The 16,584-nt window shown below is 61.1% G+C and carries 12 protein-coding genes; 2 read left to right on the top strand and 10 right to left on the bottom strand.

Annotated features, from left to right (window positions below; translation table 11 throughout):
* Positions 1-152 precede the first annotated feature (152 nt).
* Positions 153-746 (bottom strand): SMC-Scp complex subunit ScpB, encoded by a 594-nt coding sequence (locus Q1B16_RS19525; RefSeq protein ID WP_299793092.1) that lies wholly within the window; start codon positions 744-746, stop codon positions 153-155.
* Between the two features lie 3 nt (positions 747-749).
* Entirely contained in the window at positions 750-1,634 is an 885-nt protein-coding gene (locus Q1B16_RS19520) for a DUF1403 family protein (protein WP_299793089.1), read from the bottom strand.
* 440 nt (positions 1,635-2,074) lie between these two features.
* Between Q1B16_RS19520 and Q1B16_RS19515 the strand changes: the two genes are divergently transcribed.
* Positions 2,075-3,172 carry a tyrosine-type recombinase/integrase gene (locus tag Q1B16_RS19515; protein ID WP_299793086.1) on the top strand — a complete coding sequence of 366 codons (1,098 nt, stop codon included), beginning with the start codon at positions 2,075-2,077 and terminating at the stop codon, positions 3,170-3,172.
* 12 nt (positions 3,173-3,184) lie between these two features.
* Here the strand turns inward: Q1B16_RS19515 and repC are convergent, their stop codons facing one another.
* From repC to Q1B16_RS19490, 5 genes are all read right to left on the bottom strand, one after another.
* Positions 3,185-4,465: a plasmid replication protein RepC gene (gene repC, locus Q1B16_RS19510; protein WP_299793083.1), complete on the bottom strand. Its 1,281-nt coding sequence runs from the start codon at positions 4,463-4,465 to the stop codon at positions 3,185-3,187.
* A gap of 160 nt (positions 4,466-4,625) precedes the next feature.
* Positions 4,626-5,621, bottom strand: a complete 996-nt coding sequence (gene repB, locus Q1B16_RS19505; protein ID WP_299793080.1) for a plasmid partitioning protein RepB — start codon at positions 5,619-5,621, stop codon at positions 4,626-4,628.
* A gap of 103 nt (positions 5,622-5,724) precedes the next feature.
* Positions 5,725-6,936 carry a plasmid partitioning protein RepA gene (gene repA, locus Q1B16_RS19500; RefSeq protein WP_299793077.1) on the bottom strand — a complete coding sequence of 404 codons (1,212 nt, stop codon included), beginning with the start codon at positions 6,934-6,936 and terminating at the stop codon, positions 5,725-5,727.
* Positions 6,937-7,431: 495 nt separating this feature from the next.
* On the bottom strand, positions 7,432-7,770 hold the full coding sequence (locus tag Q1B16_RS19495; RefSeq protein WP_008335621.1) for a DUF736 family protein: 339 nt from the start codon (positions 7,768-7,770) through the stop codon (positions 7,432-7,434).
* A 555-nt stretch (positions 7,771-8,325) separates the two neighbouring features.
* A complete protein-coding gene (locus Q1B16_RS19490) occupies positions 8,326-9,489 on the bottom strand; it encodes an ATP-binding protein (protein ID WP_299793072.1) in 1,164 nt (387 codons plus the stop codon).
* A gap of 105 nt (positions 9,490-9,594) precedes the next feature.
* Here Q1B16_RS19490 and Q1B16_RS19485 point away from each other — a divergent pair, with 105 nt between their 5' ends.
* A complete protein-coding gene (locus Q1B16_RS19485; RefSeq protein ID WP_299793069.1) occupies positions 9,595-9,912 on the top strand; it encodes a helix-turn-helix domain-containing protein in 318 nt (105 codons plus the stop codon).
* 8 nt (positions 9,913-9,920) lie between these two features.
* Here Q1B16_RS19485 and Q1B16_RS19480 read toward each other — a convergent pair whose 3' ends face one another.
* The 3 genes from Q1B16_RS19480 to Q1B16_RS19470 all read right to left on the bottom strand — a co-directional run bounded on the left by Q1B16_RS19480 (position 9,921) and on the right by Q1B16_RS19470 (position 16,584).
* Positions 9,921-10,832 carry a DUF2493 domain-containing protein gene (locus Q1B16_RS19480; RefSeq protein ID WP_299793066.1) on the bottom strand — a complete coding sequence of 304 codons (912 nt, stop codon included), beginning with the start codon at positions 10,830-10,832 and terminating at the stop codon, positions 9,921-9,923.
* Between the two features lie 311 nt (positions 10,833-11,143).
* Entirely contained in the window at positions 11,144-12,190 is a 1,047-nt protein-coding gene (locus Q1B16_RS19475) for a toprim domain-containing protein (protein WP_299793062.1), read from the bottom strand.
* On the bottom strand, positions 12,187-16,584 hold the full coding sequence (locus Q1B16_RS19470; protein WP_299793059.1) for a strawberry notch-like NTP hydrolase domain-containing protein: 4,398 nt from the start codon (positions 16,582-16,584) through the stop codon (positions 12,187-12,189). The genes Q1B16_RS19475 and Q1B16_RS19470 overlap by 4 nt, the downstream gene beginning before the upstream one ends.

Raw genomic sequence — 16,584 nt, 5'->3', positions numbered from 1 at the left:
TCCGTGTATCGCATGTAATACCTGCGACTGTCACGGACTGATCGCTGTTGTAGATAAATCGGTACGTGACAATTCAATTTGTACGCGGTTGTTACCACGCCCTGCAGCAAGAACTGCTTCAAGCATCAGATGTGCAAGTCGGTAGAACGCGTTCAACCCACTGCCAGCCCCGCATCCTCGAGCTGCTCCCGATCCGGCAGGTCCCGTAGCGAAGTCAGATCGAACGCGACCAGGAACTGCTCGGTGGTGACGAAGGTATAGGGGGCCCCTCGCCTGGGCGACCTTGGCCCGGTCCCGATCAAGTCGCGCGCATGCAGCCGCCCGATCAAGTCCCGACTGATGTCCTTGCCAAAGATATCCTTGAGCCCATCGCGCGTAATCGGTTGATGATAGGCAATAGCGGCCAGCACGGCGACATCGAATTCACTCAAGTCCAGCAGTTGGTCGCCGACATCTGCCGCAGCGCGGATCGCGGGGGCATAGACGGATCGGGTCCGGAATATCCAGCCGCCAGCGACCTGCGCAACTTCAAAAGCCCGCCCTTCCAGATCGGCGGCAAGGTTCTCGACCAGCAAATCGACCGAGGCCGCCTGCCCCACTATGCGCGCCAGGTCTTCGCGCGGCACAGGGGAAGCAGAGGCAAAGAGGACCGCCTCGACCCGGCGCATCCATTCCCGCCAGCGCAACTCCGGCGGCAGGTCGGATAGTTCGCGGTCAAGCTCGGTGTCGAGTCCATCCTTGACCATCGCTCAGACTCCATAGAGCCGGAAGGTGTCGCGGCCAGTCAGTTCGCGCACCGCCCCGAGGTCAACCAGCCGGTCGCAAAGACGCCGCGCGGCGCGATCCGGCAAGGGTAGCGCCGATGGCGCGACGGCATCGCGGTTCAGGAATATCTCGACGGCGTTCCCGGCCCCCTTGGCGCGCAGCTTCGGTGCGACCGCTTTCAGGTGAGCAGCCCGGCGCGCGAGGTCGGTTGAGAGACGCACGGCCTCGACCGCCGATAATACGAGCGCCCGATGACAGGCGAGCCTCAAATCTTCCCCTTGCTTGCGCAGGTCAGCGCGTTTCAGGCCGACGGCCAGAAGCGGCACGAGATGGTCCCTTCCGAGTGCCTGCCCGAGAGCCGCATCCGCGAGGATCAACGCCGGCACTTCGGCACGCGGTGTCTCGCGCAGCACGGCCTCCAGCACCATCGCGGCACGGCCGACCGGCCCGCCCTGCCCCGTATCGAGCCAAGCGGCAATCTGGCCCGGCTCAACGTTCGGCAAAGCGCGACCCAGAGCCTTGACCGCCACCGGCCGCTCCACCGCTCGCTGCCAGGCCAGGTAGGTTTCCCCTGCCGGGCCGGGCAGGTCGCCGGGGCGCATCAGGTGTACCGCATCGCGCAACTCCCCTGCCCGCTCCGGTCGCCCAGAGAACGCGACACACGCCTCCGCCGCACGCAGCGCGAGCCTGTCCCGCAACAAGGCTTGGGGTACGCCCTCGTACCCCAACACAAGATGCAGGTGGTTCAGCGCCGCACCCGACAAAAACGCCACATCTTCAAGGGTTTCAGCGCGCGCAGAGGTGACCCAGGCGGGCATCCAGGGTAACGTATCGAGGTCGTTGATGTGATCCGGCCGCGCAAGTGTCATGCCCAAAACCTAAACCATCGCGGCGCTTTCTGCCAGATAATTGAACGACAACCGCCTCTCCTTGTTGGGCTGCATTATGTCCAATAAGTTTGCATTATCGGACACAATAAGATATGTTGAAATGGAGTTTAATTTCATGGGTGGATTCGGCCGAAATCGCCTCTCTCGCCCTCGAAATTTCCATTCAATCGGTGGACGGGCCTCTTGCTCAATCTGTGGACTCCCCGCGAAGGAGACCAAATGTTCAACAAGATCAGCGACCTCCGTGAGCAAGGAGCCGTCTGTTCCGCGACACCGCTTAACCTACACTGCGACCGCAGTCCGGCGATTAACCCGTAATCCAGTATTGAAACGATAACGTGACTGCCATGTTATCAACACGTTAGAGTCCGCCAATGGAACAAGAACGACATTAATTTCATCGCTGGATTCACTGGAAAATGGCCGCAGAGGACGAGAAATCGACATCATCAAACTCTGGTACGTTTAGTATCGCTCAGGACGACGAGAGAGATCAAGAAAAAAGCGATGGGATCGCCCTGCCCTCCCATGTCGCGGGCTCAGGCAGCCTTGATCGCCTCGTCGATACAGCGCGCGACTATGCCCGCGCCGCAGCTTCTGACAATACGCTGAAGGCCTATGCGAAAGACTGGGCGCATTTCGCGCGCTGGTGCCGGATGAAGGGCGCGGAGCCTCTGCCCCCGTCGCCCGAAATGATCGGGCTCTACCTTGCGGACCTGGCGTCCGGTTCGGGCCTCTCCCCTGCCCTTTCGGTATCGACAATCGAACGCCGCCTTTCCGGCCTCGGTTGGAACTACGCGCAGCGGGGGTTCACTCTCGATCGCAAGAACCGCCACATCGCCACCGTACTGGCCGGGATCAAACGCAAACACGCCCGTCCGCCGGTGCAAAAGGAAGCGATCCTGGCCAAGGACATCCTCGCGATGGTCGCTACCTTGCCTTACGACCTGCGCGGTCTGCGAGACCGGGCCATCCTGCTCCTCGGCTATGCTGGGGGCCTCCGACGCTCAGAAATTGTCAGCCTCGACGTGCACAAGGACGACACGCCGGACTCGGGCGGCTGGATCGAGATCTTCGACAAGGGCGCGCTGTTCACCCTCAATGCCAAGACCGGCTGGCGTGAGGTCGAGATCGGACGCGGCTCGAAGGATCAAACCTGCCCCGTGCATGCGCTCGAACAATGGATGCACTTCGCCAAGATCGACTTCGGTCCAATCTTCACCGGCACCTCACGCGATGGCAAACGCGCCTCAGAAACCAGGTTGAACGACAAGCATGTCGCGCGCCTGATCAAGCGCACGGTTCTGGACGCTGGCATTCGGTCGGACCTGCCTGAGAAAGACCGCCTGGCGCTGTTCTCCGGCCATTCGTTGCGCGCCGGTCTCGCCAGCTCCGCCGAAGTCGACGAGCGCTACGTCCAGAAGCAGCTTGGCCACGCCTCGGCCGAGATGACCCGCCGCTATCAGCGGCGCCGCGACAGGTTCCGGGTAAACCTGACCAAAGCCGCCGGTCTCTGAGCCCCTGCCCTATCACGCCGCCTGCCCACTGAGCCTACCATAGAAGCTGCGCTCGAGATGCAGCTCCCCTGCCCCGGCCTTCTCGACCATGCCGCGCAGATATCCGCCCGGCGAGGCAACCTCGCCCGCGCTGTGCTTCTCGAAAACGAGTGCAAACGCCGCTGTTGCCACCTGCGTTCCCATTCGGTCCTGCGCCACGTTCCAGGCATGCTCAGAGATCCCGATCATCGGCCTGAGTTGACCGGCAACCCGGTGCAGATCGCCCCAATCCTTCAGGAATCCACCCAAATTCCGCGCCCAGGATGCAAATTCCGGACAGGCCTGCATGATTGTCGGCAAATCGAGCGCTGTGCGCTTCTTGCGCACCTCGGCAACCCAGTCTTCCAGCTCCCTATCGACCCGCTCTTCGGGTGGCGCATTGGGCACCACACCCGCCGCTTCCTCTTTTTCAGAGGAATTACTAGTTACAGGATTAAGTTGATTTGTAATTAGTATATGAGGTTCAGAAATGACCTCCCTGGGGTTCAATTTTTGAGCCTTCTCCATTACTTGGGCATCTTTGCTACCGGTGTTTTCCACAGGTTTCACCGCGGCAGTTGCTTTGAGGTACGCCACCTCGACCCGTTCCTGGAGTTCCTTGAACCATGTGAGCAAGCGCACCAGCTGTTCGGACGCTTCGTGTCGGCGCGGAAGTCGGTCGAGAAGCTCCTCGAAAAGCCCCGTGAATTGCCTCCAGGGCCCACGCAGCGCGCTGCTGAGAGCTGCCTCGATCCGGGCTCGGATCATCCGGCGCGCCACAGTGATCTGGCGCTTCAGGCGCTGGCAGAGTTCGCGCTCGGCCTGCAACTCGGTATGAAGTCCCTCGAACTCCTCGACACGGGCGGAAAGCGGTGAAAGATCGAAGCCATAGGCCTCGACGATACGCCCCTCAGCGTCCCTGCGGCCCCACCGCTTGCCATTGGGGCTGTCTTGGAAGGAGATCACGCCGATCTCAGCAAGACGCCGCGCGTGGCGCTTGAGGGCCGATAGCGAAAAGCCCGTTTGCTCCATCAGATAAGCGTTCGACGCCCAGACGATCGGACGCTGCCCCTTCTCCCAATCCTGGGCTTGCGTGAAGGCCCCGAGCGTGTCGAGGAGCATCATGTCGCCGGCTTTTAGGCCGATATGTGCCCCCACGCGCTTGAGTGCCACGAAGGCCCGTGTTTTGGGTATTGCTACCCGTTCACCGGCTTGGGCAAGTTGCTCAGCAACCCCAAGACCCGGTGTCGGCTTGCGCCAACCTGTATGTTTCATGCCTGTATCTCACCTCCGGTTAGTTGGAGGCAAAAGAAAGCCGTTCGCTCAAAAGCGTTCGTCGTTGACAGTGATTCGTGGGAGAGGTATCTTCTAAGCGACCAAACTTTTCAGATTAGCTCTCAGGCCACACTGCTTGGGGGCTTTTCTTTTGCCTAGATCATTGTTCCGACTGCTCCTCTTTTGTAGCGAGGAATTCGCTGTAGAGCTGATCCAGTCGACCGGAGAGAAAGTCCCCGAACTCGGTTGAATCTTGCGCCGTTAGCGAAATACTGAATGCCTTACCGGACCGACCGATGACGCCTTTGATGCGGCCTTTGCCGGCGGTCCAGGTGCGTTTTTTGGGCGCAGCGCGTGCTTTACGGCGCTTCGGCGCCCTGCCGGCTTCTGCCAGTTTGCTGTGCAAGAACTCGAAGCGAGCATCACTATCGAGATACTGAAACCCGTCAAACTCCAAGGCTTCTTTCAGGATCTTGTCATTCGCGGGCTCCAAAGCCAGCTTTTTGAAATCCTCCCAACGATCCCGTCCGATCTGCTTGGCTGGGCCAATCTGCTCGATAACGTCCCGCGGAACGTTCTGAGCCACCGAGAGCATGCGCGAAAGCAGTGTCCCATCAATGGTCAACGCAGCCTGGATCACATCCTTTGCCTGCCCCATATCCAAGAGACTCTTCGCAAACAGCGCCTTCTCGATGAACGAGAGATCCGCGCGCGCCGTATTTTCCTGCCCTTGAGCAAGAATGTGCGCCACATCGTCCATTGGTTTGACGACAGCGCGAACCTTACGGTCGAGCGCCGAAGCAACTCGCACACGGCGATGCCCGAAGACGATCATATAGCGGCCGTCTAATTCCGGATGCGGGCGAAGCAATACTGGTGTGTCCTGGCGGCCGGCAGCGATCGATGCCTTCAGTTCATCGAACGCCTGATCGTCATCACTGAGGCGATCCGAGACAAAGGACACGTCGATCAATTGTGGATCGATCTCCACAATCGTTTCCCCTTCGAGGAGACGCTTCGAGTTCTCCGCGAGGCTGTCGATTGAAACTTTCATCGACTTCGAAGCACCGCGCATTGCGTAACCAGAGCGGCCAGAATCCTTGGGTTGCTCAGGGGAACCGCTCATGACGCTTTTCAGGAGGTCTTTCCGAGCCATCAAGCCATCTCCTTTTCGTCAGAATCCAACCGACGCGCACCAAACATTTCGACAGTTGCACGGCTGTCAAAACTGGCGCTCTGCACGGCTGTCAAAACCACAGTCATTCTCGCCCCCAAGCCTTGTGGATCAGCTCTGCGATCTCGTCGTTCACATCGTTCAAAGAAGTGACAGCGCGATCATAGGTGGTCCGGACGAACTGCGACCGCTCGACTTCATAGAGCGTCTGCTTCGTGATCCCTGCGTCGGATATCGCGGTTGATTTCAACACTGGAGCCGACAGCATCTGATTTGGAAACATTGCCTGGAGGAACCCGACCATCTGCTTTTGGGGGCCGTCCGTCGGTTCAAATCGCGTTACCAGGTAACGGAACCACTTCAGGCGCATGTTCGCTCCAGCGTCACGGATCGTCTTCATGATCCCGCCCAACATCAAAAGAAACTGGCTCATCGACATGACGTCCAGCATCTGAGGATGGACGGTCACAATCACCGAAGATGAGGCCGTCAGAGCGGTGAGCGTCAGGTAGCCCAACTGAGGGGGGCAGTCGATTACGACCACATCATAGCGCTCATCGACCTCGCCGAGCGCTTTGGATATCCGAGTGAAGAAGGTTCGGCCCTCATGGGGGTCGCTGCTCGTCAGTGCAACCGGGGTATCATATTCGTACTCTTGCAGTTCGAGGCTTGCCGGAACGATATCCAGATTTGGAAAGTTTGTCGGTCGGATTACTTCGGAGATGGGCTTGCGCTCGTCATCATACCGTAGTGTCTCATACAGCGATGGCACGTTGTCGAGTTCAGGCTGAATACCGTGCAAAGCTGTCAGCGAAGCTTGAGGATCCAAGTCGATCGCAAGAACGCGATGCCCCTTCAGCGCCAAATGCTGAGCGAGATGAGCTGCGGTGGTGGTCTTTCCGCTGCCGCCTTTGAAGTTCACGACAGACACAACGTGCAACTCTTCGCCTGGCTGTCGGTAGGGCACATATCGACGCTTGCCGGGCCGACCATGTTTGTCCAGATAAGCTCTCAGCTCGAGCATCTGCTCCGCAGAGTAGCTACGCCTTCCGGATGACGACGTTTCAGGCTCGGGGCCTTTGCCCTCGAGGTGAAGCTTCTTGATGGTCGACTGGGTTACGCCAAGATAGTAGGCAACCTCCGCCAGCGAAAACTGGCGTAGACCTTTCTGCGCATCTGGAGGATACTGTTCCTGCCGCAACATATTGAGACGGTCAGAAATCAGCTCTCCCTGCTGAAGGATGATCTCGTCGAAGGGTTGATCCTTCGTATCAGCCTCAAAAGACCGCTGCCGCATCTGACTGCCCTCTAAATATCGCTTTTTCAGCGATTTCGCTCATTAAAGTGTCATCTACACGGAAAAATGAGTCTTAACAACGATTTTCGCCCGGCGGTTTGACCGTGCCCAATCCGCCAGCGGGCCTAGATGTCTAGACAAACTGTAGTGATCGCGGAAAGTGCTTACTCAATATCTAGGGAAACCTGTCGCAAGCTCGGATTTCCAGCCAACGTGCGTTTCACGTTATCTATACCGCAACCTTATGTTATTATTTTATTTTCGTTCATTGCACGGCTGTCAAAATGCGATAGGCTCGAAGCCTCAAGGCGTTGGAGGGGGGACCAGGAAGACATCTCCTCCGAAACGGATTGCCTCATCATCTCCTACGCCCAATCAGCTTTCAGTTGCTTCCACCAAGCATACCAACCAGTGCGCGCCAACATGCAGGGGATGCGTATCAAGGCGAAGGGAAACAGAGGAAATCGGCTGGGCTGCCCCAGCCGATTCTTTGCGTCACGCGGCGTCTTTGGGGCCCCAGGGGATGACGGCCTGCAGGGACAGATCGTCCTGGTTTGCCGCCTTGCCGAGGTTGGCGTTGAAGCCGTGATCGCGGATGGTCAGCGTGTAGTAGTCGGCGCCGGTCTCCTTGTTCTGCTTCTTCCAGATGCCGCCGCACTCGACCAGCTTGCCGCGCGGGGAGCGGCCGAGGACGCGGTGCGTGGGGGCCATCGGGTTCGCGCTCGCGACGGGCTCGACCGTGATGTCGAGGTCGAAGGTCAGGGTCGAGATGGAGCCGACGCCCTTGGCGGTTTCGATGTCGGCGCTGGTGAATTTGATGCAGTTCGTGGTCATTGCTCTTCTCCTTGTTTGCGTTGCAATGATGGTCACCTTGCAGCTGGCCAAGGCCCGGCCACACCGAAGGCGGAGCGCAGCGGAGAGGGGCAGGCGCCGGTCTTTTTGGTCCGCGCGGAATGACCCGCAGGGTTAGGGGAAAAAGATCGGCGACAACCTTTGTGGACGGGACGACAGCTGCGACCAGCATGTCATGCAACTCAGACAAAGGGAGAAGTGCGGTGGCCATGAAGGAAAGTAGGGGAACAGACGAGAGAGATGCCGCAAGGAGTAGGGATTGTCTTCTCGCCCATCCAAACTTCAAGACTCTTCGAAGACCAAAGCCGTCAGATCACAAATCGATGGCAACGGCAGAGCATTCGCCCATCCTTCCGTGGCATCACAGGGGCGTTTGCGTTCGCATTCGGAGATGCAGGCGTCCAGATACCATCGAGTTGCCAGACACTCATCCGCTCTGGTGCCCGACTAATGGCCAGACCTGGCTCTGAGATTCTTCGCGTGTCGCTGTTATCCACAGACCAATGGAAGTGTCCTGAGCCAGAGATAAAAACGAGGTCATAGCGCGCTCAACAACTCGATTGCATGTGCCAGTGGTAACGCTCGAATGTCCTTCGCGACGGGGACCTCATGCTCACCGGCATAGACCAGGAGCTTTCGGTTGGCTCCAATGTCCTCGGCCCCTGTGTGAAATCCTCTCGAAACCTTTGGTGCAGTCGTCCGTTTGATCTCAACAGCCCAGATGTCGCCGCTTGGCAAACGCAAAACCAAGTCGAGTTCAGCACCGGCCGAAGTGCGATAGAAGAAAGGTTCGGTGCCTAAAGGGGCGGCAGCAAGAAGCGCCTCGATACAGAACCCCTCCCAACTGCCGCCAACGACCGGGTGCCCGAGCAAGCCTTCTGTCGTGCCGATGCCCAACAGCGCATGCACGATCCCGCTGTCTCTCACATACACCTTTGGCGATTTCACCAGACGCTTGCCGACATTCTCGTGCCAGGGCTGCAGGCGTCTCACCAGCATGAGATCGACGAGCAGATCGAGGTAGCGCCCAACGGTCTGGCCGGACACGCCCAATCCCTCGGCAAGGGCCGCGGCGTTCAGAAGGCCGCCCTGGACATGCGCAAGCATCGTCCAGAACCGCCGCAAGGTCGCTGCCGGAATCCGAGGTCCGAGGGCAGGGATGTCTCGCTCCAGATAGGTGCGCAGGAAATCCAGACGCCAGTCCATACTTGCCCGATCGCTCGCGGCCTGAAAGCTGTCGGGAAAGCCGCCGCGCAGCCAGAGCAAGTTCAACTGATCGGCCCCCACCTCGTCAGGCTGCAAGGGGGGCATTTCAACATATCGAACACGACCGGCGAGGGATTCCGCCGTTTGGTGCAAGAGGATATTGGAAGCCGATCCCAATAGCAGGAACTGTCCCGTCCGAAACCCGGCCCGCCGACGCTGATCGATCTGGCCGCGCAAGGTTCTGAAGAGGTCAGGCATCTGCTGCACCTCGTCGAGGATGACGAGTTTGCCCGCCTGTTCGTCCAGATAGAGATCTGGTTCAGTCAGGATTTGCCTGTCCGCCTCACGCTCAAGGTCGAGATAGACAGATGGGCGCTCTGATGCGATGTCGAGTGCAAGTGTTGTCTTTCCGACCTGTCGGGGGCCGAGAAGGACCAAAGCCGCTTGGCTCTCCAAGGAAGACTGAACGAATTGTTGGGTCTTGCGTTTGTACATACCTTGCAATTACTCCACGATACGGAAGATTTGCAAGGTTAATCTTACCTACGGCCATAGCTAGTTGCTCAAGCCGAAGTATCTTACTGCCCCAGCAAAACAGCCGTGGCCAAGGAGCATCGACGCAAAATGAGTGCATTCAAATCTGTATCCAAGGGCTTGGAAGAGGCTCTGGCCTTCGCGAATGGCGACTTAGCAAGCGCGAAGGTGCATGAAGTTTCCGTTGCTGAGGTCGATGTCGCCCAAGTCCGGCAACGGACTGGCCTGTCCCAGGCAGAGTTTGCAAAGAGCATTGGCGTCGCGAAAGGCACGCTGCTGAACTGGGAACACGGGCGTCGGCAACCGACAGGCCCGGCACAGGTTCTGCTCACCCTGATCGCCAAGAATCCTTCTGTCGTGCAGGATCTCTTGCGCGGCGCGTGAACCGGGGCCTAAGCCCCGATCCTCTTGATGCGGATCCCGAGCTTGCGGGCCTTGTCGACGATGTTCTCGGTGATGCCCGAACCGGGCGTGGCAATCAGACCCTGTGGCATGGTTTCGAGCATCTTGTCGTTGCGCTTGAAGGGGGCGGCCTTGCCGTGGCTCTTCCAGTCGGGCTTGAAGACCACCTGGGTGATCCCACGGGTATCTGCCCAGCGGGCCGCGATCATCTCGGCACCTTTGGGCGTACCGCCGTGCAGCAGCACCATGTCGGGATATTTCGCATGGGTGGCATCGAGGACGGACCAGATCAGATCGTAGGCGTGATAATCCCCGCCCGAGAAAGCGATCCGCGTGCCTTCGGGGCAGTGCACCTCGGTCTCTTTGCGGCGCTTGGCCGAGAGATAGGCCCGGCTGTCCACCACGGCGGAAGTCAGGCCGCGATGCGAGACGCGTGAACCGGTGCGGGGCAGCCAAGGAGACCCGGTGGCGGCCGAGAAGTGGTCCACGGCCAGATCGCGCATCTGTTCGAAGGCGTCGCGATGGTCCCAGAGCTTGAGCCCGATCAACTGGAGGCGTTCCAGTTCAACCGAAGCGACCTCGGAACCGTCCTGTACGCCCAAACTTTCCCGGACCTCGAATTCGTTGTCGTCGAGGAGCTTCTGGATATGGGAGAGCCGGCGATGGAAGATCGAGGTGAGGGACCAGAGCATCTCTTCGAGATTGTCTTCCAACTGGCTGCCAGTGAGGAGGCCGATGGTGGCCTCAAACAGTGTCGCCATGGCGAGCTCGACCTCGTCGGGTTGGGGCAGGGGGCGATGATCGGTCTCGCCGGGTCCCGGTGTTGCGCCGTGAAGTGCCAGGTGGTCGAGGATGGCGGAGGTTACGCCGGTTTCCTCCTGGATGTCTGTCTGATGGGGCATTGTCTGGTTCCTCTCTTTGATCTGACCCGATTTGGATGGGGCGATACCAGGACCGGCGGCGACCGGGCCGCATCCGTCAGGATCGGAGCGCAGCGGAGAATGCGCCCAGGGCCGGAAAATTGGTCCCGCGAGGAATGGCCCGCCACGGTCATGTGGTGGGGCAGGGGAATTTTCTGGTACGGGGCGCATTGCTGCCCGGGCGAGGAGCACTCAGCTCCGACCCGCCGGTCCATCGCTCCCCTTATCCAAACGGGATCAGATCGAACCGGCGGAACCTTTGCCCTGTCGGGCGTCACAGAGGGGGCTGGCGCTCACCCGTCCTCGATCTCCAGACCTTGTGCTTTCATGGCCTTGAGCAGGGACCGGCGCAGCACATCTCCGCCAAAAGCCCGCAGATCGTCGTTGAAATCCCCCATGGCCGGCACGAGATCACCGCAGACAATTTCTCGCGATTCCAGTTGGTTACGCAATCTCATGAATGCGTTATGTCCAGCTTCGTCATTGTCCCGCGCGATCCAGATACGCTTGATCCCCGGCGGCGGGATGAAGAGACCGAAATGGGTGGCGGTGAGACAGGAGGCGAGGTCAAACTCCGGAAGAGCCGTGCCGACCGAGAGAGTATTCTCGAGCCCTTCGCCCACGATGAGATCGGAGCGCGCCTCGCCAGACCAGAAGCGGATGGCATGGCCGTGCAGCTGTCCGAGGATCCGCTTCGGGCTCTCGATCTCGGCCAACCCGCCGGTGAACGGGTCGAGATAGAGCCGCGCGCATCCGGTGATCTGGCCCCGATTGTCGGTGATCTTTGCGAGCAGGGCAGGGGACCTCTGCGGCGGATCAGGGTTGTCCTCGCCCTGACGCAGGACGACCCGCGGGTGATAGCGCAGGGCAGGTCCAAGCCGTGTGATCCCGCGCCCCTGCAGATAGGTGGCGGCCAAGGTGCCAAACACCGGCTTGCCTGCGGCGAAAAGTTTGCGCGCCCGCGCGATGCGTTTGCTGGAGGCTGCATCCGGGCGCTCAACCCTTTGGGTTTCACGAGGTACGGTGGGGCGGGGAGCTTCGCCGAGAAAGGACCGGGCCTCCCTCAGCGTCTCCTTGAGCGTCACGGACCCAAGCCGTTCCTGCATCAGGTCGATCAGGTCGCCATATTCACCCGTCGCGAAATCTTGCCAGGACCCGGCTTTACGACCACCCTGCGCCTGCAGACGGATGGCGAGGCTCTGGCCCTTTGCACCGGACGTGTCGCCGACCTGCCAATAATTGCCCTGCTTGCGCCCCTCGGGAAAATACTGGCGGCAGAAACTCTCGGCACGGTCTGCCAGATCGGCCGAGAGGTCTGCGATGCTGCGCCGCGCGCTCATGCAGCGGCATCCGTTGCGCTGGCACCGACCGGGTGGTCGGCGAGCACCCGCGCCAGCACGTCAGTGCCTTCCACCGGGATGAATACCCGCGTCTTCCACTGGATCACTTCGGTGAAACAGCCCATAACCTTCAACCTCGGCATTGCTGCGCCCGACGCACCGATGAGTTCGAGCCTCGGCTGTCCCATGACGAGCGAGCGGCGCAGCTGATAACCGCCGCGAAGGCAGAGGGTCGTTCTTGCTTCCATGACCGCGGCGAACACCTCCTTCGGCGTCATCTCGATCTGGCAATCGAGTCCCAATCGCGCATAGACGTTCAAAAGCTGCTCCTGGCTGACCAGACGGCCGATGGCGCGTTCCCCATCCTCGGTCTGCAGACGGTAGATGCGCATGTTGTCGGCGGGCAGCCGGTCCCAGATCGGCAGGAGGAGGCCACAGATCAGCGTGATCTTCGAGGTGGTGAACTCCTGCACCGCGTCGACCTCGGCCTGCCAGAGCTGTTCGAACATCGCGTCATCGACCTCTACCCAATGCGATTTTGAGAACTCAGAGAGCGCGAGGAGCTCGGTCGCCATTGGCCGCAGCAGTTTCACCCGCAGGATCGGCACGCCATCCTCGTCCATGAAGGCCGGCGCTTTCACCATCAGCGCCGCGCGTTTGGAGGTCTTGTTCCAGCACAGCGTCGCGCCTTTGTTATCAGCGCAGATGGCTTTCACGCGGGGCAGGGTCAGCGGGTCGTTGCGATCCGTGCGCTCCACGGTCAGGGCGGTGGCCGTTGCCCCCGTCGCCTCATGCTCGAAAATCACTTTGCGATCAACAATCTCGAATTTTTCCGCGCGCAGGGTCTCTAGCCCGACATCGAGCGTTCCCGCCTGGCGCGCATCTTCGATGATGGCCGAGAGGAATCCGCCAAAAGCTTCGAAAATTGCGTCCTGCATGTCGATGCGGAGCGCGAGACAGCGGTTCAGGAACTGCTGGATCGGCGGCAGGTTTTCCTTCATCGTGCCATCCGCCTCATCGAGCGTCAGCCCGATCATCTCCTGGAACTTCGCGTAGGAGCAGGCCTCGATCTTGCCCGCCCGCAGCTTGTAGAAGAACTGCCGTAGCGCAGCGCGTGCGTAGGGGCTTTCGAGATTGTCCTCGGCGCGGAACATGTTCTGGCCGCCGGTCTCGCGTTGCCCCTTGGTGATCGCCCCGAGCGTGTCGAGGCGGCGGGCGATGGTGGAGAGGAACCGCTTCTCACCCTTCACGTCTGTGGCAACGGGGCGGAAGAGCGGCGGCTGCGCCTGGTTGGTGCGGTTGGTGCGCCCCAGCCCCTGGATTGCATTGTCTGCCTTCCAGCCGGGCTCAAGGAGGTAATGCACCCGGAGGCGCTGGTTCTTCGCACCCAGATCGGCGTGATAGCTGCGCCCCGTGCCACCGGCGTCAGAAAAGATCAGGATGCGCTTGGCATCATCCATGAAGGCCTGCGTCTCGCCGAGGTTGGAGGGGGCGGGGCGGTTCTCGACCTTGAGCCGCCCTTGCTGCGTTTTCACGATGCGCCGTTTGCGCCCCGTGACCTCGGCGACCGCGTCGCCCCCGAAATGCCAGAGGATCTGGTCGAGCGCGCCCTGCACCGGGGCAAGGGCACCGAGATGCTCGACAAGATCATCCCGCCGCCGCTCCGCCTCACGGCAGATAATCGGATTGCCATCACCATCGGGGGCGGGACGCGAGCGTAGGTCGCCATTCTCGTCGGAGTAGGGCTCGAAGAGCTGCGTCGGGAAGCTGTGCATGAGGTAGTCCATGATGTTCTCGCGCGGCGTAAAATCGACCTGCAGGTCGTCCCACTCCGAGGGCGGGATCTCTTCGAGGCGCCGTTCCATCACCGCCTCGCTGGTCGAGACCACCTGAATCACGGCCGAATGCCCCGCCGCCAGGTCCGCTTCGATCGCGTGGATGAGCGAGGGGCATTTCATGGCGGTGATGAGATGGTTGAAGAAGCGCTGCTTGTTGCTTTCGAAGGCCGAGCGCGCGGCGGATTTCGCCTGGGGGTTCAGCGTACCGGTCTCAGAGGAAATACCCGAGGCCCGAAGGGCGGCCTCCAAGTTGGTGTGGATGATCTGGTAGGCGTCGGCATAGCTGTCATAGATCGCGACCTGGGCGGGCGTCAGCTCATGCACCAGCATTTCGTATTCGACCCCGGCATAGGAGAGGGACCGCGCGAGATAGAGCCCGAGCGCCTTCAGGTCGCGCGAGATCATCTCCATGGCGGCAATGCCCCCGGCCTCCATCGCGGCAACGAACTCGGCCCGCGTCACGAAGGGGAAATCCCCCGTGCCCCAGAGACCGAGGCGGGAGGCATAAGCGAGATTGCCGACGACCGTGGCGCCGGTGGCCGAGACGTAGAGCACCCGCGCATCGGGCACGGCGTTTTGCAGCGCGAGGCCAGCGAGACCCTGCTGGGACGCCTTTTTGTCGCCGCGGTCGGACTTTTCGCCGGCGGCGTTCGCCATGGCGTGGCTTTCGTCGAATGCGATCACTCCGTCGAACCCCTCACCGAGCCAGGACGTCACCTGGTCGAGGCGCGAAGCCTTCCCGTCGCGTTCGGCCGAGCGCAGGGTGGCATAGGTGACGAAGAGGATGCCTTCGGGCAACCGGATGTCACCCCCTTGACGGAATTTCGAGAGCGGCACGATATCGCTTTCGCGGCCCCCGAGCGCCATCCAGTCGCGCCGCGCATCTTCGATGAGCTTGTCGCTCTTCGACACCCAGACCGCCCGGCGGCGGCCCTGCAGCCAATTGTCGAGGATGATACCTGCCACCTGCCGTCCCTTGCCGCAGCCCGTGCCATCGCCTAGAAACCAGCCCTTGCGCAGACGGAAAGCGCCTTCGTCGCCCTCGGCCGCGGCCATCAGCTGGCCTTCGATCTCGCCGCGCTTGAACCAGCCCTTCAGGTGCGTTTCGTGGGCATTGCCCGCATAGATGACGCTTTCAAGCTGCGGCGCGGAGAGGAGACCGTCCGCGACGAGGGTCTTCGGCAGCATTGGGCGGTAGGTCGGTACCGGCGGCGGCACCGAGGCCATGGCGGCGGATTGCACGAGTGCGGTCGGATGAGCGGCCGCGCCGTCGATCCGGATCGATTGCAGGTCATAGGCTTCGTAGACCGTATCCTGCAGCGCGCCCTCGGGTTCGCTCCAGACTTTCGGCAGGTAGTCGAGCGGGGCCGTGTCGATGTCGTCAAAGGGATGCTTGGCGCGTTCTTCGGCGAGGGCGCGGGTTTCTTTGCGTGCTGCGTTGCGCAGGGCGTGGAGGTTGGTGCGGGTCGGCTGAGACGGGACCGAAAGGGCCGATGTGGTGGGGCAGGGCGGGGGGCTGCGGCGTTCCGGGCAATGAGCGAGCACAGCGGAAAGAAGATCACTCGTGGTCGCGCAGATCGGATGATAGGCGGCGTCAATATCAGCCGGTGCGGTCTCTTGTTCGCCCGCCGTGCGCTTGTCGATCACCGTCAGCCGTGTGTCGATCGTGGTGCCATGCCGCGCGAAGACCTTGCCGTCGATGGCGGCGGAAAACACCACGTCAGCGCTCTGGCCGATCCGCTGAAATGTCGATCGGAAGCTTTTCGTGGAGGGGCAAAAACTCTCACCGGTGATGACGACCAGTCGCCCGCCCGGCGCGAGGCGTGCCAGGGCAGAAAGCACATGCTGACTGGTCGCCTGCCGGAACTGACCCTCGACATGGTTCGCAGCCGAAAACGGCGGGTTCATTGCGATGACCGAAGGGGTGAGCGACCGGTCGAGACGGTCGTCGATCGACGCGGCATCGTGATCCGAGACGACGACCTCCGGAAACAGCTGTCCCAGCAAGGCGCGGCGGGTTTCGGCAAGCTCGTTGAGCGCCAGACGTGCACCCGCAATCCGGGCGAAAACCGCCAGCATGCCGGTGCCGGCGGAAGGCTCGAGCACCAGATCGTCGACACGGAACCCCGCTGCCTGCGCGACGATGGCCGCAAGGGGCAGAGGCGTTGAGAATTGTTGTAGACGCACGCTGTCCTCGGAACGCCGCGTGTGAGACGGAGCCAGACCGGCGACACGCTCGATCATGGAGAGGAAGGCCTGCGGCGTGGACGCCTGCCGCTGCATCAGCGCGCCGTAGCGGGCAAGCATCAGGATCTGGGCCACCTCGGCGGCCTCATAGGCGTCCTTCCAGACCCAGGCGCCGCTTGTGTCACTGCCGCCAAAGGCATCTTCCATCGTGGTGCGCAGGGCCGCAGCGTCGATGGGTTTGCCGGCCTCGAACATGGGGACGAGGGATTTAGCAGCCTGCATCAGGTTGTAGGCGCAGCGCGAGGCATCCGGCAGGGCAGGGGGCTCGGCCTCGGTTGCAAACGGGGCGGAATGGGGGTGAGCGTTCAT

This window comes from uncultured Marivita sp. (assembly GCF_947488135.1).
Taxonomy (GTDB): Bacteria; Pseudomonadota; Alphaproteobacteria; order Rhodobacterales; family Rhodobacteraceae; genus Marivita.
This window is presented reverse-complemented; position numbering and strand designations above follow the sequence as displayed.

Coding starts and splice junctions, on each gene's coding strand:
- Q1B16_RS19525 (WP_299793092.1), bottom strand. CDS start 746: ATGGTCAAGGATGGACTCGACACCGAGCTTGACCGCGAACTATCCGAC.
- Q1B16_RS19520 (WP_299793089.1), bottom strand. CDS start 1,634: ATGACACTTGCGCGGCCGGATCACATCAACGACCTCGATACGTTACCC.
- Q1B16_RS19515 (WP_299793086.1), top strand. CDS start 2,075: ATGGCCGCAGAGGACGAGAAATCGACATCATCAAACTCTGGTACGTTT.
- repC (WP_299793083.1), bottom strand. CDS start 4,465: ATGAAACATACAGGTTGGCGCAAGCCGACACCGGGTCTTGGGGTTGCT.
- repB (WP_299793080.1), bottom strand. CDS start 5,621: ATGGCTCGGAAAGACCTCCTGAAAAGCGTCATGAGCGGTTCCCCTGAG.
- repA (WP_299793077.1), bottom strand. CDS start 6,936: ATGCGGCAGCGGTCTTTTGAGGCTGATACGAAGGATCAACCCTTCGAC.
- Q1B16_RS19495 (WP_008335621.1), bottom strand. CDS start 7,770: ATGACCACGAACTGCATCAAATTCACCAGCGCCGACATCGAAACCGCC.
- Q1B16_RS19490 (WP_299793072.1), bottom strand. CDS start 9,489: ATGTACAAACGCAAGACCCAACAATTCGTTCAGTCTTCCTTGGAGAGC.
- Q1B16_RS19480 (WP_299793066.1), bottom strand. CDS start 10,832: ATGCCCCATCAGACAGACATCCAGGAGGAAACCGGCGTAACCTCCGCC.
- Q1B16_RS19475 (WP_299793062.1), bottom strand. CDS start 12,190: ATGAGCGCGCGGCGCAGCATCGCAGACCTCTCGGCCGATCTGGCAGAC.
- Q1B16_RS19470 (WP_299793059.1), bottom strand. CDS start 16,584: ATGAACGCTCACCCCCATTCCGCCCCGTTTGCAACCGAGGCCGAGCCC.